Genomic DNA, 21,767 nt, shown 5'->3' with positions numbered 1-21,767 from the left:
CGGTCCGAAAGACAGCGAGCCCTCGTGCCATGGCCTTTTCCGCGAGCCTCGGGGTCACCGAGCGCCGGAAAGGGACAACATCATGAGCGTCGCCTTCGTCAAGGAAGAGAGCGCTGAGACAGCCTCGGAAACCTTGCTTCCCGACCGCCCGGTCTCGCCGCATCCGAACCTCGTGACGGAAGCAGGGCTGAAGGCCCTCGAGATGCAATTGCAGGAGGCGCGCGCCGCCTATGATGCGGCCGGCGCCATCGAGGACGTCAACGAGCGCCGCCGGCAGGCTGCCGGCCCGTTGCGCGACCTGCGCTATCTTCGGGAACGGGTGCGCACGGCCCAGCTCGTCCCTCCTCCGACCTCGAACGAGACCGTCGCCTTCGGCAGCACGGTCACCTTCGTGCGCGACGGCGGCCGGGAACAGACCTATCGCATCGTCGGCGAGGACGAGGCCGACCCCAAAACCGGATCGATCTCCTACGTCTCCCCCGTCGCCCGCGGCCTCGCCGGCAAGAGCGTCGGCGACGTCGTCAGTGTCGGCGAGCAGGAACTGGAAATCGTCGCCATCTCCTGATGAGCGGGGTTGGCGAGCGTCAAGAAGTGGCGGGGGGAGAAGAATGGTGATCCCGCCGCGATTCGAACGCGGGACCCCCAGATTAGGAATCTGGTGCTCTATCCTGCTGAGCTACGGGACCACTGACAGAACCCATACAAAAGCCGGGGCTTGAAGCCAAGTGGTTTTCGGCGTGCGGCGAGGCGCTATTTTTCCGAGGCCGCAAGCCGGCCTCGGTGATGCCGTTGCGTCCGGACGGTCGCGCGCGGCATCGCGAAGATGGCGGCCGTTGGTCCCTGTTGCCTGCCCTGTCCGGCACTGCCGTGCCGCTGCCCGTCAGGACGGAAGCCGGGTCTCGACCAGTTTCACCCAGTAGCTGACGCCGTGAGGGATGGCGTCGTCGTTGAAGTCGTAGGCCGGGTGGTGGAGGCCGGCGGTGTCGCCGTTGCCCATGAAGACGAAGGCGCCGGGGCGAGCCTCGAGCATATAGGCGAAGTCCTCGCCGCCCATCATCGGGTCGATCGCCGCATCGACCTTGCCCTTGCCCGCGATCTCCTCGGCAACAGTCACCGCATGGCCAGTCTCGGTCGCATGGTTGACGACGACGGGGTAGTTGCGCTGGTAGCGCACGGTGATCTCGGCGCCGTGGGCGGCGGCGAGGCCGGCGCAGATCTGGCGGATGCGGGCTTCGGCCTCTTCCCGCACGGGCGTGCTCAGCGTGCGCACCGTGCCCGACAGGGTCGCCGTCTCCGGGATGACGTTATAGGCAAAGCCGGCGTTGAACTTCGTCACCGAGACGACGAGCGAGGCGATCGGGTCGGTGTTGCGCGCCACGATCGTCTGCAGCGCGCCGACGATCTGCGAGCCGAGCACGATGGTGTCGGTGGTGCGGTGCGGCTGGGCGGCATGGCCGCCGCGACCCTTGATGTGGATGTCGAACTCGTCGGTCGCCGCCATGATCGCGCCGATACGGGTGCCGAACTGGCCGACCGGCATGCCCGGCATGTTGTGCATGCCGTAGACTTCCGTGATGCCGAAGCGGTCCATCATGCCGTCCCTGACCATCTCGCGGCCGCCGCCGCCGCCTTCCTCGGCCGGCTGGAAGATGACGGCGACGCTGCCGGCGAAGTTGCGCGTCTCGGCCAGGTACTTCGCCGCGCCCAAAAGCATGGCGGTGTGGCCGTCGTGGCCGCAGGCGTGCATCTTGCCGGCCACGGTCGAGGCCCAGGGCTTGCCGCTCTCCTCGTTGATCGGCAGGGCGTCCATGTCGGCGCGCAGGCCGATCGTGTGGCCGGGGGCCTTGCCCCTGATCAGACCGACCACGCCGGTGCGGCCGATGCCGGTCACGATTTCGTCAACGCGGAACGCCTTCAGCTTGTCGGCGACGAAGGCCGCGGTCTTCTCCACGGCGAACATCGTCTCCGGGTGCTGGTGGATCTGCCGGCGCCAGCCGGCGATCTCGTCCTGAAGTTCTGCGGCGCGGTTCAAAACGGGCATGTGACGTTCCTGTCTCGGTCTGGGCGAGGGGACGGGTCAAGAATCGACCGTCGATTCGCCGTGGGGCTTTGCCATCAGCATGCCATATAGGCTAAATAGGCGGAGCGAACGAGACAACTCCCGAATTTCCGAGGAACAGGCCCTTGCAGAAGACTGGACGGTTCATGCGCCGTGCGACGGCATGCGTTGGAGCAGCGACGGTGCTCGCAGCCACCTTCGTGGCGAATGCGGCGCTCGCCGACAGCGGCCCGCGCCTGCTCGTCGACGTCAACACGCTGAAGGTGATCGAGCACAGGGACGCCTTCCGCAAGTGGTATCCTGCCTCGCTGACCAAGCTGATGACGGCCTATACCGTGTTTCGCGCGATCAAGGCCGGCGAAGTGACCTTCGACACGCCGGTGGTGATGACCAAGAACGCCGCCTCCGAGCCGCCGAGCAAGATGTATTTCAAGCCGGGCCAGGCGATGACGCTCGACAGCGCGCTGAAGATCATGCTGATCAAGTCGGCAAACGACGTGGCGGTCGCCGTCGGCGAAACCGTTGGCGGGTCCGAGCAGGCCTTCATCGCGCGGATGAACGCGGAAGCCGCGCGCATCGGCATGAGTTCGTCGCATTTCATCAATCCGCACGGGCTGCCCGGCAAGGGGCAATACACGACGGCGCGCGACCTCGCCGTGCTCGCGGTGATGCTGAAGCGCGAGTTTCCCCAGTACGCCTCCTATTTTGCCATGGAAGGCTTCACCACCGGAAAGAAGCAATATCCGAACTACAACATGCTGATCGGCCGTTTCGACGGCGCCGACGGCATGAAGACGGGTTTCATCTGCGCCTCCGGCTTCAACCAGGTCTCCTCGGCCACCCGCGGCGGCCGCAGCGTGGTTTCGGTCGTTCTCGGCGAGGAGAGCCTCGGGGCGCGCGCGGACGAATCGGCGCGGATGCTGCAGAAGGGCCTGACGGAACGCGGCGGCGGGCCGACGCTCGGCGGCCTTGCGCCCTATGGCGACACCACCACCGTCGTCGACATCTCCAAGGAGATCTGCAGCAAGCATGCCGCCAAGGTGCGCAGCGAGGGTCGCGACGAGGCGGGCCGCCAGAAGCTGCTCTCTCCCTATATCCACGAGATGAACCGGCCGCCGCGCTACGTCTTCGCCGGCCTGATCGCCGGCGGGGCCGCCAAGGCCGGCGCCACCGAGACGGCGACGGCGGACATTGGCGACGGCGGAAACATTCCGATCCCGGTCCCGCGCCCGACCTTCTAGAGCGCGTGGCGAGTTCCCGCGCTTTGGCCCTTTGATTTTGCGCATGTCGTCGTCGCAAGGACGCTGCACCTCCTTGCGCGGCATGCCTTGAGAAACAGGAATTGCCCATGTCCGCTGCCGATCGCACCGTACCGGTCTCGATCCTGACCGGCTTTCTCGGCGCGGGAAAGACGACCCTGCTGAACCGGCTGCTGAAGCATCCGGACCTGACGGACACGGCCGTCATCATCAACGAGTTCGGCGAGGTGGGGATCGACCATCTCCTGGTCGAACGCTCGGGCGACGGCGTCATCGAGCTTGCCGACGGCTGCTTGTGCTGCACCGTGCGCGGCGAACTCGTCGATACGCTGGCCGACCTGATGGACCGCATGCAGACCGGCAAGATCAGGCCGCTGAAGCGGGTGGTGATCGAGACGACGGGGCTGGCCGACCCCGCGCCGGTGATCCAGGCGGTGATCGGCAATCCGGTGCTGGCGCATTCCTTCCGCCTCGACGGGGTCATCACGCTGGTCGATGCCGTGAACGGGCTTTCGACGCTTGCCGGCCATCCCGAATCGGTCAAGCAGGCCGCCGTTGCCGACCGCCTGGTGCTGACCAAGACGGCGATGGCGGGCGATGTGGCGCTGGGAGCCCTGCGGAAGGCGCTCTCCGATCTCAATCCGCGCGCGGCCGTAATCGAGGCGGACGACCCGCAGGAGACCGGGCCGTCGCTTCTTGCCTGCGGCCTCTACGACCCGCAGACCAAGATCGCCGATGTCGGCCGCTGGCTGAACGACGAGGCGCGGCACGATGGGCACGACCATCATCACCATGATCACGGGCATGACCATGGGCACGATCACGATCACGGGCACCGGCATGAGGGACATGGGGACGAGCCGTATTTCCACCAGCACGCCCACGACGTGAACCGCCACAGCGCCTCCATCCGCTCCTATTCGATCGTCCACGACAGGCCGATCGATCCGATGGCGCTCGACATGTTCGTCGATCTGTTGCGCTCGGCCCATGGCGAAAAGCTGTTGCGGATGAAGGCGATCGTGGCGCTTTCGGACAATCCCGACCGGCCGGTCATCCTGCACGGCGTGCAGGCCATCTTCCATCCGCCCGAGCGCCTTGCCGCCTGGCCGGATCCTAACGACCGGCGCACGCGCATGGTGCTGATCACCGACGGTTTGCCGGAAGCCTTCGTGCGCGACCTGTTCGATGCCTTCGTCGGCCGGCCGCAGATCGACCGGCCCGATCGTGCGGCGCTGGAGGACAATCCGCTGGCGGTTCCGGGCCTGCGGCTTCGCTGACCGGGAAGGTCGGCGCCGGCCGCGATGGATCGGGACGGGCTACGCCTTCCAGGCGACCGCGACGTAGGTGCCGCCGGTCTTGCCGTCGCGATCGTTGACGACGGTGGCGCCGAGGTTCAGCGCCATGGCGTTGATCAGCCGTGTGCCGAGGCCGGTGCCCCTCGGTCCCTGCGCGCGGTCATGGCCGATGCCGTCGTCCTCGACTGAGAGCATCAGCTCGCCCTTGCCGTCTCGTTCCAGCCGGATACGAACCTCGCCGTGCCCGTCGGGATAGGCATATTTCGCGGCATTGGTCAGGAGCTCGATCAGGATGACGCCCAGCGACACCGCCTTGTCGGGGGAGGTCGGTACGCTGGCAAGCTCGGAGCGGATGATCACGCCGGAGGAGAAGCCGCCGGAGCTCTGGAACTCGGCGATGATGGCGCTCAGATACTCGTTGAGGGCGATCGCGCCGACATTGCTGGAGGTATAGAGGCTGCGGTGGACGCCCGCGATTGCCGAGATACGGTTCTGGGTCTCCGCCAGCGCCGTTTTTGTCTCCTCGCTCATCGAAATCTGTATCTGCATGCGGATCATGGCGGATACGAGCGAGAGGCTGTTGGCGATGCGGTGGTTCATCTCCGACAACAGCATTTCGGCCCGCTCCTTGGCGATGACGAGCTGCCGGTCGGCCTCTTCCTTCTGCTGGCGCAGGCGGGCATTTTCGAGCGCCTGTTCGAGGGCGCTGACGAGAAGGGGAAAGAAGTCGTCGGTGGCCGACTTCATCACATAGTCGGCGGCACCGCCCTTCAGGGCGCTGATCGCGACTTCTGCGTCGTTGGAACCGGTCACGTAGAGGATCGGGGTCTTCGTCGTTCGCTCCGCCACCGCTTCCAGGAAGGCCAGTCCGGTCTGGTTCTCGAAATGATGGTCGAGGACGACGGCGGCGAATTCCTCGTTGCCGAACAGGGCGAGCCCTGCGGGGATGGATGGCGCATGGACGACCTCGAAGGCGCTGCGCGCCAGAACCTTGCTCGCGAGCCTGGCGAGGACGGGATCGTCATCGACATACAGGACGCGGGCCTTCGGGCTGGTCGTCATCGAAGCCGTCATGGCACCTGTATCACCGAGAAGAAGAGGCCGAGGTTGCGGATTGCGGTGGCGAAGCCCTCATAGTCCACGGGCTTGGTGATATAGACATTGGCGCCGAGATCGTAGCACTTCTGGATCTCGCGCTCGTCGTCGGTGGTGGTCAGCACCACGACCGGGATGGCGTGCGAGTGCTCGTTGCCCTTGATCTGCTGGAGAATGTCGATGCCCGACATGTCCGGCAGGTTCAGGTCGAGCAGCACCAGCAGGTAGCGGTCGCGGTTGACCAGTCCGTCGCGGTTCTCGCCGAGGACATAGTCCAGCGCCTTGCCGCCGAGGGTGAAGGGGACGATCTCATTGTGGACGCCGGCTCGTCGGATGTTCTTCTCGATGAGGCGCGCATGCCCCTCGTCGTCCTCGATCATGACGATGATGACTTCCTGTCCGCTCGCCTTCATTGATCCATACTCCTGAAAACCTTGGTGAGATCCGTCGGCAGCGACAGGATGAAGGTGCTGCCCTTGCCGAGATCGGATTCGACGGTAACATCGCCCCCCAAATTCCTTATTAACGAGCGCACATGGGCGAGGCCTATGCCTTCGCCCTGCTGGTCCTGTTCGCCGGCGCGGCGAAACAGCTCGAATACCCGCTCGACATCCTGCTGGCCGATACCGCGGCCGTTGTCCCTGACGTCGATCCTGATCCGGCGCGGGCCGTCGGGACGGATGTCGATGTCCAGCTTCAGCGGTCGTCCCGGCATCTTGTACTTTACCGCATTGTCGAAGAGGTTGCCGAAGATCTGCTCCAGCGAGAAGCGGTCGGAGATGATGCTGGTGATGTAGCCGGCCGTGATGTTCGCCTCGCCGCCCGTCTCGGCCAACTGGTGACGCACCGTGCTGGTATTCGCCTCGATCAGGGCCTTCAGGTCGATCCGCTCCGGCTGCAGCTTGCGCCGGCCGTCGCGGGAGATCTTCAGGATCGCGTTGATCAGCGCATCCATCTTCTTCGTCGAGGAGCGGATGAAGCCCATGGCTTCGGGAAGGTCTTCGGAGACGGCAAGGCGCGCCTCGCGGATCTCATCCTCGCCCGGCGTGCGCTCGTCCGCCATCACATAGGCCGATACCGCCTTGATGGACGTGTCCAGCTCGCTGAGAAAGCCCATGATGTTGACCAGCGGCGCCCGCAGGTCGTGGGTGACGATGTAGGCGAAACGCTGGATCTCCTGGTTGGCGCGGATCAGGTCCTCGGTCCGCTCGTTGACGCGCTCCTCCAGGCCGATATTGAGCGCCATGACCTCCTCGCGGGCCCGGGAGAGATCGCGGACATGCTGGAATATCACCAGGATAGCGCCGCCGACGACGAGGAGGATCGCGATGGCGCCGCCGATCGTGACCCATTGCAGGCTGTCGGCGGCCGACAGTTGCTTGCTGACGAGGCCGAGAAGCTGATTGTCGGTGCGCTCGAGGCTTGCGTTGAGGATCTCCCGGATGCGGTCCATGAGCCGGAGGCCGGCATCGGTGGAGAGCAGGGCCAGGGCCTCGTCGTACTTGCCCTGTCGGGTGAGTTCGATGCTTTTGGACAATTCCGCCATCTTGCCGTCGATGGCAGGCTTGAGCTCATCGAGCGTGATGGCGTAGTCCGGGCGAGAGCCGAGATTGTCCTGAAGCGCCTTCCAGCGGGCCGGCAGTTCGTCGATGGCTTCGCTATACGGCTCGAGGTAGGAGGCGTCCCTGGAAAGCAGATAGCCGCGCTCGCCGGTTTCCGCATCCTGGACTGTTGTCAGTATGCCGACGATGGACGCTCTGACAAGCCGGAGCGATGCCGTCTCGTCCGAATACTCACGATTGGCCTGCACGAGCCATAGCGAATAACCGACGATCCCGACAAGCAGCAGGATGCCCAGTCCAAGCATAAGCAGGCTCGAACGCAGGAAGGCGGCAGTTGAAGTCATGCTCTTTCCGAGGTGTTTCCTTCGTCCCGATTAGTACACACCCGTGGCCGGTTCCGAAAGGGGCAGAATCGAGAACCGACAATCGGTGCGGTCAGCCCTTGCGGATCAGGAAACGATGGCCGTCGCCGGTGCGCTCGCTGGATACGAGCACGTGGCCCTTCTCGCTGCAGAAATGCGGAATGTCGATGACCGCGAGGGGATCGGTCGTCTCGATCCAGAGCGTGGCGCCCGAAGGCAACTGTTCCAGTCGCTTGCGCGTCTTCAGCACCGGCAACGGACATTTAAGCCCGCGCAGGTCGTAGACCTCGCCCGGTTCGACGGTGGTCATTGCTTCTTCCAGAATTTCCAGAAGGGCTGCTTCTGCCCGGCGCTCGCATCGGCGGTCGCCGCCGGGGCCGGTTCGGCCTGGGTCGCCTGCTCGTTGGCGCCGGGTTCGGCGGCGGCATTGGCGTCCGCCTGCGCCGGAGCGGCTTGCCTCTGCTCCCGCTGCGTGCCGATGGAGGCGGTGCTGCCTTCGTCGGTGCCGGTCCCGGCCGCACCGGCGGGCGCAGGTTGGGCCGGCGCAGCGGCGGCCGTCGTCGAAGCGGCAGGAGCGGGCGTTTCCGCGGCCGCGTTGCCCCTGCTGGACCAGAGCTTCCAGAAGGGCTTTCTATCGGCTTGCTGCTCCGCCTGCACGGAAGCGACGCCCGGATTGGCAGAAGGCACGGCGACGCCACCTTCGGCGGCCTGCTGTTGTGCGGTCTTCTGTGCGGCGACGTCGTCCGCGAGCTTCTGCAATTCCGCGGTCTTGCGGGCTTCTTCTTCCTGCCTGGCCTTTTCGGCCATCTCGATCTTGCGCTGTGCGGCCTCTTCCGCCCGCTTCTTCTCCGCCTCGATCTCGCGCAGCGACATCAGCTTGCCGGCGTCGATGGAGTTGCCGGTCGGGGCGTAGGCGAGTTCGCGACCCTTGCGCTTGTCGGCGACGATCGCCTTGCGCTGGGCTTCGGACGGCTCCAGCCAGACGGTGCCCTCGTACTTCTTCATCGCCTTGGCATAGGCTGCGGCATAGGTCTTCTCGTAGCCGTTCATCGCCACCTGCAACTGCGACGGCGTCGAGATCGCCGGGCACTGGGCAGCGGCGCCCGAGAATGCCTTTCCGTCCGGCGCCTGCTGGTTGAAGACGTATTTCTGCGCGCAGACGCCCACTTCCGGCGGGCGCTTGGTGACCTGGAAGTGATCGTAGCCGACCTTCAGCATCTTCCAGAACTCGATGTTCGGGTTGTCGCGATGGCGCGCCATGTTTTCCGCGGTCATGCGGAAGGGATAGGCCTGAAGCTGGATCGTCTTCTGGCCGCCCTTGAAGGCGTCGCGGGCAAAGGCGAAGATCTCGACCATCTGCTCGTCGGTCATCGAGTAGCAGCCCGACGACGAGCAGGCGCCGTGGATCATCAGGTTGCTGCCGGAGCGGGCGTTGGCCCGATCATAATTGTTGGGAAAGCCGGTATTGATCGCCAGGTAATACTGGGAATTCGGGTTCATATGCTGGGGGCCGAGCGGGTAGAAGCCTTCCGGCGCCTGCCGGTCGCCTTCCTTCACCTTCGGTCCGAGTTTTCCCGACCACGCGCAGATCTGGTAGCTCTTCATCATCTGGAAACGGTTCGACCGGTCGGCCTTCCAGATTTCCAGGATGCCTTCTTCCTTGAAGATGCGCAGGGTGACCGGCGAATGGCGGTCGATGTTCAGCGAGGCCATCTTGGAGACGACCTGGCCGGAAAGCTGGTACTGCGTCTTGTTGGAAACCTTCCTCACGTCGACGCCGACATTGTCGAGCGTCTCGTTCGTGCAGCCGGCGACGGCCACGGCGAGCAATGAAACAGCGGCGAGTACCTTAAGGCGCATGCGACAGGTCCAATATAACTGTTGGGCAGTCCGTCCACGTCGACAGGGCGGACGCGAAATCATGCTCGTTTATACTTAACCATCCGTAAACGGAAAATCGTCGTGCAACATTCGATCTGTGGATACGCTCCAAACCATCAGAATATGTCCAAGGTTTGGCCGCATTCGCCGACCGCCTTCAGCAGGTCGGCGGATTTTGGCGTCTGCGATCAGAGCTGCCGGCCGATGTCGAGGTAGCGCTGGCGGCGGTCGCGGCGCAACTGCTCGCCCGGCTTTGCGGAAAGATCGCGCAGCGCGTCCGCCACCACGTTGCCGGCGGCTGCGATCACGGCATCCGGATCGCGGTGAGCACCGCCGAGCGGCTCGGGGATGATACCGTCGATCACACCGAGCGCCTTCAGGTCGTCGGCGGTGATCTTCATGTTGCTGGCGGCTTCCTTGGCGCGGGTCGAATCGCGCCACAGGATGGAGGCCGCCCCTTCCGGCGAGATCACGCTGTAGATCGCATGCTGCAGCATGTAGACGCGGTCGCCGGTCGCAATGGCGATCGCGCCGCCGGAGCCGCCTTCACCGAGGATGACCGAGACGATCGGGACGCGCACGTTCAGACACATTTCCGTGGAGCGGGCGATCGCTTCCGCCTGGCCGCGCTCCTCGGCGCCGATGCCGGGATAGGCGCCGGCGGTGTCCACGAGGGTGATGATCGGCAGGCCGAAGCGGTCGGCCAGTTCCATCACCCGGATCGCCTTGCGGTAGCCTTCCGGACGGGCGCTGCCGAAGTTGTGCTTCAGGCGCGATTTCGTGTCGTTGCCCTTTTCCTGGCCGATGATCGCGACGGACTGGCCGCGAAAGCGGCCGAGGCCAGCCTGGATCGCCTCGTCCTCGGCAAACTTCCGGTCGCCGGACAGAGGGGTGAATTCCTCGAACAGCTTGGCCGCGTAGTCGACGAAGTGGGGTCGCTGCGGATGGCGCGCGACCTGCGTCTTCTGCCAGGGGGTCAACTTGGAGTAGATATCGACCATCGCCTCGCGCGAGCGCGCCTCAAGCCGCCCAACCTCGTCCGACGTATCGATGCTCTCGTCCTCTTCGGCGAGTTTTCGCAGTTCGTGGATCTTGCCTTCGAGGTCCGAGATAGGCTTTTCGAAGTCGAGGTAATTGTGCATGAGATGCGTTTCCGATCGTTTGCTCCAACTGTTCCGTCGCGCAAGCTAGAGAGCGACGGCGGCGGAATGGCGGCTCTAATCCGGTTTTTTTGCCTGTTTGGCAAGGGGGTGATGATCCTGCACCAGGCGATGAAGGCGTTCTTCCAGCACATGGGTATAGATCTGCGTGGTCGAAATGTCCGAGTGGCCGAGCAGTTCCTGCACCGCGCGCAGGTCCGCCCCGTTCTGCAGGAGGTGGCTGGCGAAGGCATGGCGGATGACGTGCGGCGAGAGCGTCGAGGCGCGGATGCCCGCCCGCGAGGCCAGCGCCTTGAGGTCGCGGGCGAAGACCTGCCGCGGCAGGTGCCCCCCCTTGCCAGCAGACGGAAACAGGAACGGGCTCTCTTTTGCGTCTTCCTGCCGTTCGCGTTCCTCGGCGAGCCTCGCCCCGTAAGCCTGCAAGGCTGTGATCGCGGAGCGGGAGAGAGGCACCAGCCGCTCCTTGTTGCCCTTGCCCTTCACGACGAGGAAGCGCCCGTCCTGTGCCAGGACCGTGGCGGGCAGCGATACCAGTTCGCTGACGCGCATGCCGGTCGCATAGAGGAGTTCGACGAGCGCATGCATGCGAAGCCGCTGGAGGAGATCGCCACCGGCCGCCGCCGCCTCTTGCGCGGCCAGCTCGACCAGGCGCGTGACGTCGTCGGTCGAGAGCGTCTTCGGCAGCGACCGCTCCTTGCGCGGTGCGTCGAGGATGCCGGTCGGATCGGTGTCGCGCACGCCCTCGGCATAGAGGAACTTGTAGAACTGCCTGAGCGCGGAGAGTTTGCGGGACTGAGACGACGGCTTGAAGCCCTGGCGGGCGAGATGGCCGAGATAGGCGCGCAGATCGTCGGGCTCGGCCTCGACCATGCGCACCTGCCGCTGCAGCAGGAAGGACCGCGCATCCTCGAGATCGCGCTCATAGGAGGCGAGCGTGTTGGCCGCAGCCCCGCGCTCGGCGCTCATCATCTCCAGAAAGGCTTCGATCCGGATCGCCGTACCGTCCATCATGGCTGGGTGTTCACCCGTTCGGAGGGAATGCGGATGGTCACGTCCCGCGGACGCGGCTCGACGAAGGTAACCAGGGCGATCATGATCCCGTAGACGATGCCGGCGACGACCGCGCAGAAGAACAGGAAACGGAAAAGACTAGGCATTGCGCGCTCCGTGGAACCGACTTCCTATATCGCCCTGCGGAAGAGCGAGCGCAAGGCGCGCAAGCACTTGACGCTTCCGGCGCTTTTGCAGATACGGAAAGAAGCAGCAACCGGAATTGCCTGATGATCGGCCTTGTGGAAACCGCCCCTGCGGAGCTTGTGCAGAAAGCGCGTGCGGCGCTCGGCAATCGCAATCTCGTGCTGGTCGGGCTGATGGGCGCGGGGAAATCGGCCATCGGCCGGCTGGTGGCGCAGCAACTGTCGGTGCCGTTCATCGATTCCGACCACGAGATCGAGCGGGTGTCGCGCATGTCGATCTCCGATCTCTTCGCGGCCTATGGCGAGGAGGAGTTCCGGGCGCTGGAGAGCCGGGTGATGAAGCGGCTTCTCAAGAGCGGCCCGCGCGTCGTCTCGACCGGCGGCGGCGCCTTCATCAACGAGCGCACCCGCCGGCACATCAAACGCGGCGGCCTGACGATCTGGCTGAAGGCGGATCTCGACGTCCTGTGGGAGCGGGTGAACAAGCGCGATACGCGTCCGCTCTTGAAGACCGAAAACCCCAGGCAGACGCTGGAAAACCTGATGAACGCCCGCTATCCGATCTATGCGGAGGCGGACCTGACCGTCCAGTCCCGCGACGTGCGCAAGGAACTCGTGGCCGACGAAGTGCTCGCCGCCATCGCCGCGACCGCCGGCAACAAGATATGAAGTGATGCCATGACAGACGCCTCTTCTTCGCCCCGACGCACCGTTCGCGTTGAACTCGGAGATCGCTCCTACGATATCCTGATCGGCCCCGGCCTCATCGCCGCGGCCGGCTCGGAGATCGCCGCCCGGCTGAAGGGGCGGCGCATCGCCGTCGTCACCGACGAGCATGTCGGGCCGATCTATCTCGATCCCTTCATGCGCTCACTCTCCGAAAGCGGGATCGAAGCGGTCTCGCTGGTCCTGCCGGCGGGCGAGAAGACGAAGGGCTTCGAGCACCTGATGGCCGTCTGCGACAGCGTGCTCGGCGCCCGCATCGAGCGCAACGACGCCGTGGTCGCGCTCGGCGGTGGCGTCATCGGCGACCTGACCGGCTTTGCTGCCGGGATCGCGCGGCGCGGCTCGCGCTTCATCCAGGTGCCGACCTCGCTGCTGGCCCAGGTCGATTCCTCGGTCGGCGGCAAGACCGGCATCAATTCGCACCACGGCAAGAACCTGATCGGCGTGTTCCACCAGCCGGACCTGGTGCTCGCCGACACCGACGTGCTCGACACGCTCTCACCGCGCGAGTTCCGCGCCGGCTATGCCGAGGTGGCGAAGTACGGCCTGATCGACAAGCCGGACTTCTTCGCCTGGCTGGAAGCGAACTGGCGCGACATCTTCGCCGGCGGTCCCGCCCGCATCGAGGCGATCGCCACGAGCTGCCAGGCCAAGGCCGACGTGGTGGCTGCCGACGAGCGTGAGAACGGCCTGCGCGCGCTGCTCAACCTCGGGCACACCTTCGGCCATGCGCTCGAGGCCGCGACAGGCTATGACAGCGGCCGCCTCGTCCACGGCGAGGGGGTCTCGATCGGCATGGTGCTGGCGCACCAGTTTTCGGCGCGGATGAACCTTGCGAGCCCGGATGCCGCGCGCCGCGTGGAGGCGCATCTGTCCGAGGTCGGCCTGCCGGTGTCGATGACGCAGATCCCCGGCGACCTGCCGCCGGCGGAGCGGCTGATGGATGCGATCGCCCAGGACAAGAAGGTGAAGTCGGGCAAGCTGACCTTCATCCTGACGCGGGGGATCGGCCAGTCGTTCGTCGCCGACGACTTGCCGGCGTCGGAAGTTCTCTCCTTCCTAAAGGACAAGTATCCGCGATGACGCGACGGCACGGTATCCTGCGGCGGCTATTCGGGTGTCTTGGCCTGGCGGCCTCCGGGGAAGCCGTGCCTGCGCCCGGCGCCGGAGAGGTCCGCGCGATTGCGCCGCCGGCCGGCCGCGAGGCGGTATCCCGGGGGATCGATCGCGAGCGCGGCGCTTTGTCCGACCTCGACGAACTCGAAGTCTCCGACATCATGGTGCACCGCACCGCCATGCGAGGCATCAATGCCGACGAGGCGCCGGAGGCGATCGTGCGCGCCGTTCTCGACAGTCCCTATTCGCGCATGCCGCTCTGGCGCGGCTCCACCGACAACATCGTCGGCGTGATCCATCAGGCGGCGATGCTGCGCGCGCTCGTCGAGGCGGGTGCCGAGGCAGGCGCGATCGATATCGGCAAGGTGGCGGCCAAGCCCTGGTTCGTTCCCGACACCACCGGGCTCAAGGAGCAGTTGAGCGCCTTCTTGCGGCGTGGACGGCACTTCGCCATCGTCGTCGACGAGTATGGCGAGGTGCAGGGGCTGGTGACGATCAGCGACATCCTCGAGGAGATCGCCGGTGACGCCTCCAACGAGCGGGAATTCGGGCTGCAGGGCGTGCGGCAGGAGCCGGACGGCTCGATCGTCGTCGATGGCGGCGTGGCGATTCGCGACCTCAACCGCGCCCTCGACTGGTCGCTGCCGGACGAGGAGGCGACGACGATCGCCGGCCTCGTCATCCACGAATCCAAGCTGATCCCCGAGGAGCGGCAGGCCTTCACCTTCCACGGCAAGCGCTTCATCGTGATGAAACGCGTCAAGAACCGGATCACCCGGCTGCGCATCCGCCCGGTCGAAGGGACAGCGGGCGGCGGCTGACTACCAGCGGACGGGCTCGCCGGGGGCGGCGGCCTCGATCGCCAGCGCGTGCAGGCCGGCGTCGAATTCCTCTTTGACGAGATCGTTGACCATCCGGTGGCGGGCGATGCGGGTCTTGCCGGCAAATTGCGCCGAGACGATGCGGATGCGCATGTGCGTCTCGCCCTCGCCGTCGAATCCGGGCTGGTGGCCGGCATGGAGATGGCTTTCGTTGACCACCTCGAGCCGCTCTGGCGAAAACGCCTCGGTCAACCTATATTCCATCCGGGATTTGATCGTCATCTGCTGCCCTGGGACATTGGGAAACGCGCGGTCTCGCGCACAAAATGATCCCACAAAGCCAGCAACATTCCGCTTTGTCAATTCTTGTTGTGCTCCGTCGCGAGCCCCATAATCGGACCCATGAAACTCGATTCAAAATACTTCGACCGGATACGGACGCGCCGGCGCGTGGAGCGTCCGGAACCCGTCGCGCCGACCTGCCAATGGGACGGCTGCGAGCAGGCGGGCGTGCACCGCGCGCCGGTCGGGCGCAATGCCGAAGGCCAGTTCTTCCTCTTCTGCTTCGAGCACGTGAAGGAGTACAACAAGGGCTACAACTACTTCTCCGGCCTGTCGGACACAGAGATCGCGCGCTACCAGAAGGAAGCGATCACCGGGCATCGCCCGACCTGGACGATGGGCGTGAACAAGACCGGCAAGAGCGGGCCGGTGCACGGCAACGTGCGCTCGGGCACAGCCGGGGCCCACCATCGCATCCGCGATCCTTTCGGCTTCGTCGCCGAGGGGCGGGCGGGCGGCCCGCGCATGCAGCCGCGGGTGCGCAAGCTGAAGACGCTGGAGGGCAAGGCCTTCGACACGCTGGGGTTGCAGGTGAGCGCCACGGCAGACGACATCAAGGCGGCCTACAAGACCCTTGTCAAGAAGCACCACCCCGACGCAAATGGCGGAGACAGGGGATCGGAAGAGCGTTTTCGGGCCGTCATCCAAGCATATCAATTGTTAAAGCAGGCCGGCTTCTGCTAGAGCAGTTCGGCTGCAACAGGACATAGGGCGGATGCGAGGGCGTCTGCTGCGGAGACAGTATGAGCAAGATGGATATCGACATTTCCAACCTCCCGGATACCACGGTATCGGTACGGGAGGTCTTCGGCATCGACACGGATATCCGCGTCCCGGCCTATTCCAAGGCGGATGCCTATGTGCCCGACCTCGATCCGGACTACCTGTTCGACCGCCAGACGACGCTCGCCATCCTCGCCGGCTTCGCCCACAACCGCCGCGTCATGGTCTCCGGTTACCACGGCACCGGCAAGTCGACCCATATCGAGCAGGTCGCAGCCCGCCTCAACTGGCCGTGCGTGCGCGTCAACCTCGACAGCCACGTCAGCCGCATCGATCTCGTCGGCAAGGACGCGATCGTGGTCAAGGACGGCATGCAGGTCACCGAATTCAAGGACGGCATCCTGCCCTGGGCCTACCAGCACAACGTCGCCCTCGTCTTCGACGAGTATGACGCGGGCCGCCCGGACGTGATGTTCGTCATCCAGCGCGTGCTGGAATCCTCCGGCCGCCTGACGCTGCTCGACCAGAGCCGCGTCATCCGCCCGCATCCCGCCTTCCGCCTGTTTGCCACCGCCAATACGGTGGGCCTCGGTGATACGACCGGTCTCTACCACGGCACGCAGCAGATCAACCAGGCACAGATGGACCGCTGGTCGATCGTGACCACGCTGAACTACCTGCCGCACGACAACGAGGTCGATATCGTTGCCGCGAAGGTGAAGACCCTGGCCGCCAGGAAGGACGGGCGCGAGACGATCTCGCGCATGGTCCGCGTCGCCGACCTGACGCGCGCCGCCTTCATCAACGGCGACCTCTCGACCGTGATGAGCCCGCGCACGGTCATCACCTGGGGCGAGAACGCCGAGATCTTCGGCGACCTCGCCTTCGCCTTCCGTGTCACCTTCCTCAACAAGTGCGACGAGCTGGAGCGGGCACTGGTAGCCGAGCACTACCAACGCGCCTTCGGGGTCGAACTGAAGGAGAGCGCCGCCAACATCGTGCTGGAGGCCACGGCCTGACGGCCGGCGGGTGAAAGATGGCTGCTCGCGGTGACAATTCGAGGCCGAGACCCGGCGCCCCGGTCGACGTCGAGCCGTTCCGGCGGGCGCTGACCGGCTGCATCCGCTCGGTCGCGGGCGATGCCGAGATCGAGGTGGTGTTCGCCAACGAGCGCCCCGGGCTGACCGGCGAGCGCATGCGCCTGCCGGAGCTCTCCAAGCGTCCGACGCAGGCGGAGCTTGCCGTCACCCGCGGGCTCGGCGATTCCATGGCATTGCGCAAGGCCTGCCATGATGCCCGCATCCACGCCACCATGTCGCCGCAGGGTGCCGACGCCCGCGCAGTCTTCGACGCGGTCGAGCAGGCGCGCGTCGAAGCGATCGGCTCCAACCGCATGAGCGGCATGGCCGGCAACATCAATTCCATGCTGTCGGAGAAATTTGCCCGCGCCAATTTCGGCGCGATCACCCGCCAGGCGGACGCACCGCTGGAAGAGGCGGTGGCGCTGCTCGTGCGCGAGAAGCTGACCGGGCAGAAGCCACCGGAGAGCGCCGGCAAGGTGCTGGACCTCTGGCGCTCCTTCATCGAGGACAAGGCAGGCTCCGACTTTCCCGATCTCGCCGGCGCCATCAACGACCAGCAGGCCTTTGCCAAGATCGTCCGCCACATGCTTGCGTCCATGAATGTCGCCGAGGACATCGGCGAGGAGGAGAGCGAGCCGGACGACCAGGAGAGCGAGACCGACGAGGACCAGCCGCGCAGCAACGAGGAAGACGAGAACGAGAGCCAGGAAGAAGCCGGCGACGAGGCCGCTCCCGCCGACGAGAACGAGACGGCGCAGGAGCAGATGGAAGACGGCGAGATGGACGGCGCGGAGATTTCCGACGACGAACTCGCCGATGAGGACAACGAGGACAGCGAGACGCCCGGCGAGGTCCGCCGTCCCAGCATCTTCGGGGACTTCAACGAAAAGGTCGACTATTCGGTCTTCACCGAGGAGTTCGACGAGACGATCGCTGCCGAGGAGCTTTGCGACGAGGCTGAGCTTGACCGTCTCCGCGCCTTCCTCGACAAGCAGCTCTCGCATCTGCAGGGCGCCGTCGGCCGCCTCGCCAACCGCCTGCAGCGCCGGCTGATGGCCCAGCAGAATCGCTCCTGGGAATTCGACCTGGAGGAAGGCTACCTCGACTCCGCCCGCCTGCAGCGCATCATCATCGATCCGATGCAGCCGCTCTCCTTCAAGCGGGAGAAGGACACGAATTTCCGCGACACGGTCGTGACGCTCCTGATCGACAATTCCGGCTCGATGCGCGGGCGGCCGATCACGGTGGCTGCGACCTGCGCCGATATCCTGGCGCGCACACTCGAGCGCTGCGGCGTCAAGGTCGAGATCCTCGGCTTCACCACCAAGGCCTGGAAGGGCGGGCAGGCGCGAGAGAAGTGGCTCGCCGGCGGCAAGCCGCAGTCGCCCGGTCGCCTCAACGACCTGCGCCACATCATCTACAAGTCGGCCGATGCGCCCTGGCGCCGGGCCCGGCGCAACCTCGGCCTGATGATGCGCGAGGGGCTGCTGAAGGAGAACATCGACGGCGAGGCGCTAATCTGGGCGCACAACCGGCTGCTCGGCCGACCCGAGCAACGCCGTATCCTGATGATGATCTCCGACGGCGCCCCGGTCGACGATTCCACGCTGTCGGTCAATCCCGGCAACTATCTGGAGCGGCATCTGCGCGCGGTCATCGAGCAGATCGAGACGCGCTCGCCCGTCGAACTGCTGGCGATCGGCATCGGCCACGACGTCACCCGCTACTATCGCCGGGCGGTGACGATCGTCGATGCCGACGAACTCGCAGGCGCCATGACCGAGCAGCTCGCGTCGCTGTTTGCTGACGAGACGACGAGCCGCAGGCGGCCGGGTCCCCTTCGTCGCGCCGGCTGAGGCACAACCGAAACAGGCCGCGCCACGGACGATCCCGGGCAAGGAGAACTGATGACGCGACTGTCCGTCCTCTTTGCCGCAGCGCTTGCCGTGACCGTCGCCGCCGCGCCCGGTTCGGCGACCGACGTGGCGCTGGAGATCGACAGCCGGGCGATCTCGCATTTCGGCGTCGGGTCCACCGCGCGCGCCTTCGGCAAGCTCGAGTTCGTCGGCGGGATCCTGTATTCCTCGCCGAACGCGCTCGTCGGCGCCGTGTCCTCGATCCGGTTCCGCCCCGACCACAAGCATTTCGTCGCCGTGCTCGACACCGGCCACTGGATGACGGGTGCCATCGAGCGGGACGGGGAGGGGGCGCTCTCCGGGCTTGCGGACGTGAAGATCAGTCCGATGCTGAACGCCAGCGGCGAGAACGAGAACATCAAGTATCTCATGGATGCCGAGGGGCTGGCGCTGATGCCGGGGGCGGCGATCGTCTCCTACGAGCAGAACCATCGCGTCGACGTCTATCCCGACCCCGGATTCGAGACATCAGGGCCGAAGGGGAGCTACGCCATCCCCTATCCACGCGGTGAGATCCGCATCAATCGCGGCTTCGAGACGATCGCGGTGGCGCCGGAGGACGGACCGCTTGCGGGCGCGCCGGTCATCGTCGCCGAGCGCAGCCTCGATGCGCAGGGCCATATGATGGCGGCGATCCTCGACGGGCCGCTGAAGGGGACATTTTCGGTCGTGCGCAACGATCCCTACGATGCGACCGACGGCAGCTTCCTGCCGAACGGCGACCTGCTGCTGCTCGAGCGCCGGTTCCGGCTGTCGGACGGGGTTGGCATGCGCATCCGTCGCATCAAGGCCGCGGACATTCGTCCGGGCGCCGTCGTCGACGGCGAGGTCCTGATCGATGCCGACATGAGCCACCAGATCGACAACATGGAAGGCCTGGATATCCTGCAGCTACCGGACGGGGACATCCGCATCATCGTCGTCTCCGACGACAATCACTCGATCCTGCAGCGCAACCTGATGCTGGAATTCCGCCTGACCGGCGGCCTCTGAGAAAGAGAAGGGCCGCCTGTGGTCTCCCGCAGGCAGCAGCCGCGATTTCAGGCGGCAGCCTTGTCGATGCCCGGCATCGGCTTGAGCGTGCTCATCAGTGCGCCGTAGGGAAGCAGCATCACCAGGCCCATCAGCATCTTCACGCCGAAATCGGTGATGGCCCAGGATATCCAGCGCTGGGTCTCGACGGCCAGGAGACCGAGGACGGGCGCGCTCTCGATGGCGAATGGCTCGTTCGGGCCGAAGACGGAGAAGACGGGCGAAAACGCGATCGAGAAGAAGATGATCGTATCCAGCGCCGAACCGATCAGCGAGCCGAGCAGCGGTGCGCGCCACCAGCTCTGGCGGCGCAGCCCGTTGAAGACCGAGATGTCGAGCAACTGGCCGAGCAGGAAGGCTGAGCCGGAGGCGATCGCGATCCGCGGCGAGGCGACGGCGAAGGAGAAGAGCACAGCAACGGCGAAGCCGGCGATCACCACCTTGCGCGCGACCTTCGGTCCGAACTGGCGGTTGGTCAGGTCGGTGACGAGGAAGGCGACGGGATAGCTGAAGGCGCCGAAGGTCAGAATATCGCCGAGGCTGACGCCGAACAGCGTTCCGGGCAGCGGATACTGCACCAGGATATTGGAAGCGACGACGACGAGCGTCATCAGGAGGACATAGGTGAGGGTAATGCGGTTCGCCTGCATTTTTTTATCCTGGGTGATGCCACCAGTTGGCGTTCATAGCGATGTCTGCAAAGCAGAGAGGCCTGCCCGTATCATCGGTCAGGCCTCGCATGCGTGTCTTGAAAAGACGCGCCCGATAATCAGGCGGCGAGCTTCTTGGCGATCTGGCGACGCAGCAGGCGCGCGCGCATGGACAGCTCGTTCTCTTCGGCCTTCATCAGGAAGGCGTCGAGGCCGCCGCGGTGCTCGACCGAGCGGAGCGCCGCTGCGGAAACGCGCAGGCGGAAGCGCTGGCCGAGGCTATCGGAGATCAGCGTGACGTTGCACAGGTTCGGCAGGAACTTGCGCTTGGTCTTGTTGTTGGCGTGGCTGACATTGTTTCCAGACTGGACGCCCTTGCCGGTCAATTCGCAACTACGGGACATGGATGCACCTATTCTTCTTTGGTTTCGGACAATACGATTCCGGCGCCGTGTCCGGCCGCAGTCCGTCTGGCCTTATTGGAAAAGTTGCGGTTCTATAGTCATCCGCGCTGGTGGCGTCAAGCCAAACCTTGGCCCTTTGCCGGAAAACAGTTGCAAACCGCCGTGGTTTGACACCAATAGCCGGACCGGATCCTCTCGTTTCCCAGGTGCCGCGAAGCGACGGCGGCGCAGAATTGCCGCAATGGGATCTATAGTCGATCGGACGAAGGAGCGTTTGGAAGATGGGCTGGAGGACATGGGTCGCAGCGGTGGTGTTGCCGGTGCTGGCCGCGGGCGCGGCCCCCGCGCAGGAAGTCAGTCACGTCACCGACTATAGCATCAGGCTTGCCGGCTTCCCCGTGGCGACCGCAAGCTTCCGCTCGGCGTTCGACGGACGCCGCTACAGCATTTCGGGACGGATGGACTCCGCCGGCCTCGCCGACATCCTGGCCAATACGCACGGCACGACATCGGTCACCGGGGTCCTCTCGGATGGCCGGCTGCGGGCCTCGAAATATTCCATGTCCTACCGCAGCGGCAAGCGCGCCCGGGCGATCGACGTGACGTTCCGCAACGGCAACGTCTCCAGTGCCTCGATCCGCCCCGAGCGGCGGCGCTCGCCGGAGAACTGGGTGCCCGTCCGGGAGCGGGACATGCGCGCGGTCGTCGATCCGATCTCCGGCCTGATCATCCCCGACGGCGGCAATGTCTGCTCCAAGACGCTGCCGATCTTCGACGGCGAGTCGCGCATGGACATCAAGCTGGTCGACAAGGGATCGCGGCCGTTCTCGACGCGCGGCTTCGAGGGCGAGGTCAAAGTCTGCGGCGTGCGCTTCGTGCCGCGCTCGGGCTATCGCAAGGGCCGTCGCGACGTCGAATACCTGCGCCAGCTGACGACGATGGAAATCTGGTTTGCCAAGGCCGACGCGGTCGCGGTATATGCCCCCGTCTATGCCCGGATCCCGACCAAGCTCGGCCCGGTCACGGTATCGGCGACCCGTTTCGGCGGCTGAGCCGCAACAGCGCCATGCGGGGGCAGTGACT

At 65.4% G+C, this 21,767-nt stretch carries 22 protein-coding genes, 1 tRNA gene and 1 pseudogene; 11 read left to right on the top strand and 13 right to left on the bottom strand.

Features of this window, described 5'->3' with window-relative positions:
- Positions 1-82: 82 nt before the first annotated feature.
- A complete protein-coding gene (gene greA, locus LQK81_RS09795) occupies positions 83-565 on the top strand; it encodes a transcription elongation factor GreA (protein ID WP_230805832.1) in 483 nt (160 codons plus the stop codon).
- Between the two features lie 44 nt (positions 566-609).
- Here greA and LQK81_RS09790 read toward each other — a convergent pair.
- Positions 610-686 (bottom strand) — tRNA-Arg (locus tag LQK81_RS09790).
- A gap of 194 nt (positions 687-880) precedes the next feature.
- Positions 881-2,041: a M20 aminoacylase family protein gene (locus LQK81_RS09785; protein WP_230805829.1), complete on the bottom strand. Its 1,161-nt coding sequence runs from the start codon at positions 2,039-2,041 to the stop codon at positions 881-883.
- Between the two features lie 164 nt (positions 2,042-2,205).
- Here LQK81_RS09785 and LQK81_RS09780 point away from each other — a divergent pair, with 164 nt between their 5' ends.
- Together LQK81_RS09780 and LQK81_RS09775 are read left to right on the top strand one after the other, a co-directional pair.
- Positions 2,206-3,300 (top strand): D-alanyl-D-alanine carboxypeptidase family protein, encoded by a 1,095-nt coding sequence (locus tag LQK81_RS09780; RefSeq protein WP_269064854.1) that lies wholly within the window; start codon positions 2,206-2,208, stop codon positions 3,298-3,300.
- Between the two features lie 107 nt (positions 3,301-3,407).
- Positions 3,408-4,598, top strand: coding sequence for a CobW family GTP-binding protein (locus LQK81_RS09775; RefSeq protein WP_230805827.1), 1,191 nt, complete (start codon positions 3,408-3,410; stop codon positions 4,596-4,598).
- 39 nt (positions 4,599-4,637) lie between these two features.
- Here LQK81_RS09775 and LQK81_RS09770 read toward each other — a convergent pair whose 3' ends face one another.
- The 8 genes from LQK81_RS09770 to LQK81_RS09735 form a co-directional block, all read right to left on the bottom strand.
- Positions 4,638-5,678, bottom strand: coding sequence for a histidine kinase dimerization/phosphoacceptor domain -containing protein (locus tag LQK81_RS09770; RefSeq protein WP_230805825.1), 1,041 nt, complete (start codon positions 5,676-5,678; stop codon positions 4,638-4,640).
- Between the two features lie 8 nt (positions 5,679-5,686).
- Positions 5,687-6,124: a response regulator gene (locus LQK81_RS09765; protein WP_230805823.1), complete on the bottom strand. Its 438-nt coding sequence runs from the start codon at positions 6,122-6,124 to the stop codon at positions 5,687-5,689.
- A complete protein-coding gene (locus LQK81_RS09760; RefSeq protein WP_230805821.1) occupies positions 6,121-7,617 on the bottom strand; it encodes a sensor histidine kinase in 1,497 nt (498 codons plus the stop codon). The genes LQK81_RS09765 and LQK81_RS09760 overlap by 4 nt, the downstream gene beginning before the upstream one ends.
- Positions 7,618-7,708: 91 nt before the next feature.
- The gene (locus LQK81_RS09755) at positions 7,709-7,945 is read right to left on the bottom strand and encodes a sulfurtransferase TusA family protein (RefSeq protein WP_230805818.1); all 237 of its coding nucleotides are present in this window, start codon (positions 7,943-7,945) and stop codon (positions 7,709-7,711) included.
- Positions 7,942-9,495 carry a L,D-transpeptidase family protein gene (locus LQK81_RS09750; protein ID WP_230805817.1) on the bottom strand — a complete coding sequence of 518 codons (1,554 nt, stop codon included), beginning with the start codon at positions 9,493-9,495 and terminating at the stop codon, positions 7,942-7,944. Before LQK81_RS09750 ends, LQK81_RS09755 begins: the two co-directional genes overlap by 4 nt.
- A gap of 209 nt (positions 9,496-9,704) precedes the next feature.
- Positions 9,705-10,658, bottom strand: a complete 954-nt coding sequence (locus tag LQK81_RS09745; RefSeq protein ID WP_230805815.1) for an acetyl-CoA carboxylase carboxyltransferase subunit alpha — start codon at positions 10,656-10,658, stop codon at positions 9,705-9,707.
- 75 nt (positions 10,659-10,733) lie between these two features.
- Complete coding sequence (gene xerD / locus LQK81_RS09740; RefSeq protein ID WP_230805813.1) at positions 10,734-11,687, bottom strand: site-specific tyrosine recombinase XerD; 954 nt, start codon at positions 11,685-11,687, stop codon at positions 10,734-10,736.
- The gene (locus tag LQK81_RS09735; RefSeq protein WP_183802892.1) at positions 11,684-11,833 is read right to left on the bottom strand and encodes a hypothetical protein; all 150 of its coding nucleotides are present in this window, start codon (positions 11,831-11,833) and stop codon (positions 11,684-11,686) included. The genes xerD and LQK81_RS09735 overlap by 4 nt, the downstream gene beginning before the upstream one ends.
- Positions 11,834-11,956: 123 nt before the next feature.
- Here LQK81_RS09735 and LQK81_RS09730 point away from each other — a divergent pair, with 123 nt between their 5' ends.
- The 3 genes and pseudogenes from LQK81_RS09730 to LQK81_RS09720 all read left to right on the top strand — a co-directional run.
- Positions 11,957-12,541: a shikimate kinase gene (locus LQK81_RS09730; protein ID WP_230805811.1), complete on the top strand. Its 585-nt coding sequence runs from the start codon at positions 11,957-11,959 to the stop codon at positions 12,539-12,541.
- A gap of 9 nt (positions 12,542-12,550) precedes the next feature.
- Positions 12,551-13,681 (top strand): 3-dehydroquinate synthase, encoded by a 1,131-nt coding sequence (aroB, locus tag LQK81_RS09725; protein WP_230805809.1) that lies wholly within the window; start codon positions 12,551-12,553, stop codon positions 13,679-13,681.
- A 152-nt stretch (positions 13,682-13,833) separates the two neighbouring features.
- Positions 13,834-14,535 (top strand): annotated as a pseudogene (locus tag LQK81_RS09720) (transporter associated domain-containing protein); the annotation flags it as partial.
- Here LQK81_RS09720 and LQK81_RS09715 read toward each other — a convergent pair.
- Entirely contained in the window at positions 14,536-14,817 is a 282-nt protein-coding gene (locus LQK81_RS09715; RefSeq protein WP_230805807.1) for a BolA family protein, read from the bottom strand.
- A gap of 111 nt (positions 14,818-14,928) precedes the next feature.
- Here LQK81_RS09715 and LQK81_RS09710 point away from each other — a divergent pair, with 111 nt between their 5' ends.
- Genes LQK81_RS09710 through LQK81_RS09695 form a run of 4 tightly spaced genes read left to right on the top strand, consistent with a single transcriptional unit; the run spans position 14,929 to position 19,591 of the window.
- Positions 14,929-15,561 carry a J domain-containing protein gene (locus tag LQK81_RS09710; protein WP_230806525.1) on the top strand — a complete coding sequence of 211 codons (633 nt, stop codon included), beginning with the start codon at positions 14,929-14,931 and terminating at the stop codon, positions 15,559-15,561.
- 59 nt (positions 15,562-15,620) lie between these two features.
- On the top strand, positions 15,621-16,619 hold the full coding sequence (gene cobS, locus LQK81_RS09705) for a cobaltochelatase subunit CobS (RefSeq protein ID WP_230805805.1): 999 nt from the start codon (positions 15,621-15,623) through the stop codon (positions 16,617-16,619).
- A gap of 17 nt (positions 16,620-16,636) precedes the next feature.
- Positions 16,637-18,538: a cobaltochelatase subunit CobT gene (gene cobT / locus LQK81_RS09700; RefSeq protein WP_230805803.1), complete on the top strand. Its 1,902-nt coding sequence runs from the start codon at positions 16,637-16,639 to the stop codon at positions 18,536-18,538.
- Between the two features lie 51 nt (positions 18,539-18,589).
- Positions 18,590-19,591, top strand: a complete 1,002-nt coding sequence (locus LQK81_RS09695) for an esterase-like activity of phytase family protein (RefSeq protein WP_230805801.1) — start codon at positions 18,590-18,592, stop codon at positions 19,589-19,591.
- A gap of 47 nt (positions 19,592-19,638) precedes the next feature.
- On the opposite strand, the gene LQK81_RS09690 is transcribed toward LQK81_RS09695, so the two are convergent.
- Both LQK81_RS09690 and rpmB read right to left on the bottom strand, forming a co-directional pair.
- A complete protein-coding gene (locus tag LQK81_RS09690) occupies positions 19,639-20,280 on the bottom strand; it encodes a VUT family protein (protein ID WP_230805800.1) in 642 nt (213 codons plus the stop codon).
- Between the two features lie 119 nt (positions 20,281-20,399).
- Positions 20,400-20,684: a 50S ribosomal protein L28 gene (gene rpmB / locus LQK81_RS09685; protein WP_230805798.1), complete on the bottom strand. Its 285-nt coding sequence runs from the start codon at positions 20,682-20,684 to the stop codon at positions 20,400-20,402.
- Positions 20,685-20,965: 281 nt separating this feature from the next.
- On the opposite strand from rpmB, the gene LQK81_RS09680 reads away from it, so the two are divergent.
- Complete coding sequence (locus tag LQK81_RS09680; protein ID WP_230805796.1) at positions 20,966-21,736, top strand: DUF3108 domain-containing protein; 771 nt, start codon at positions 20,966-20,968, stop codon at positions 21,734-21,736.
- The last annotated feature ends 31 nt before the right edge of the window (positions 21,737-21,767 follow it).

Source organism: Rhizobium sp. GN54, assembly GCF_021026345.1.
In the GTDB taxonomy this organism is placed as follows: Bacteria; Pseudomonadota; Alphaproteobacteria; order Rhizobiales; family Rhizobiaceae; genus Mycoplana.
Note: the sequence above shows the minus strand (reverse complement) of the source record. Positions and strands in the feature narration are given on the sequence as shown.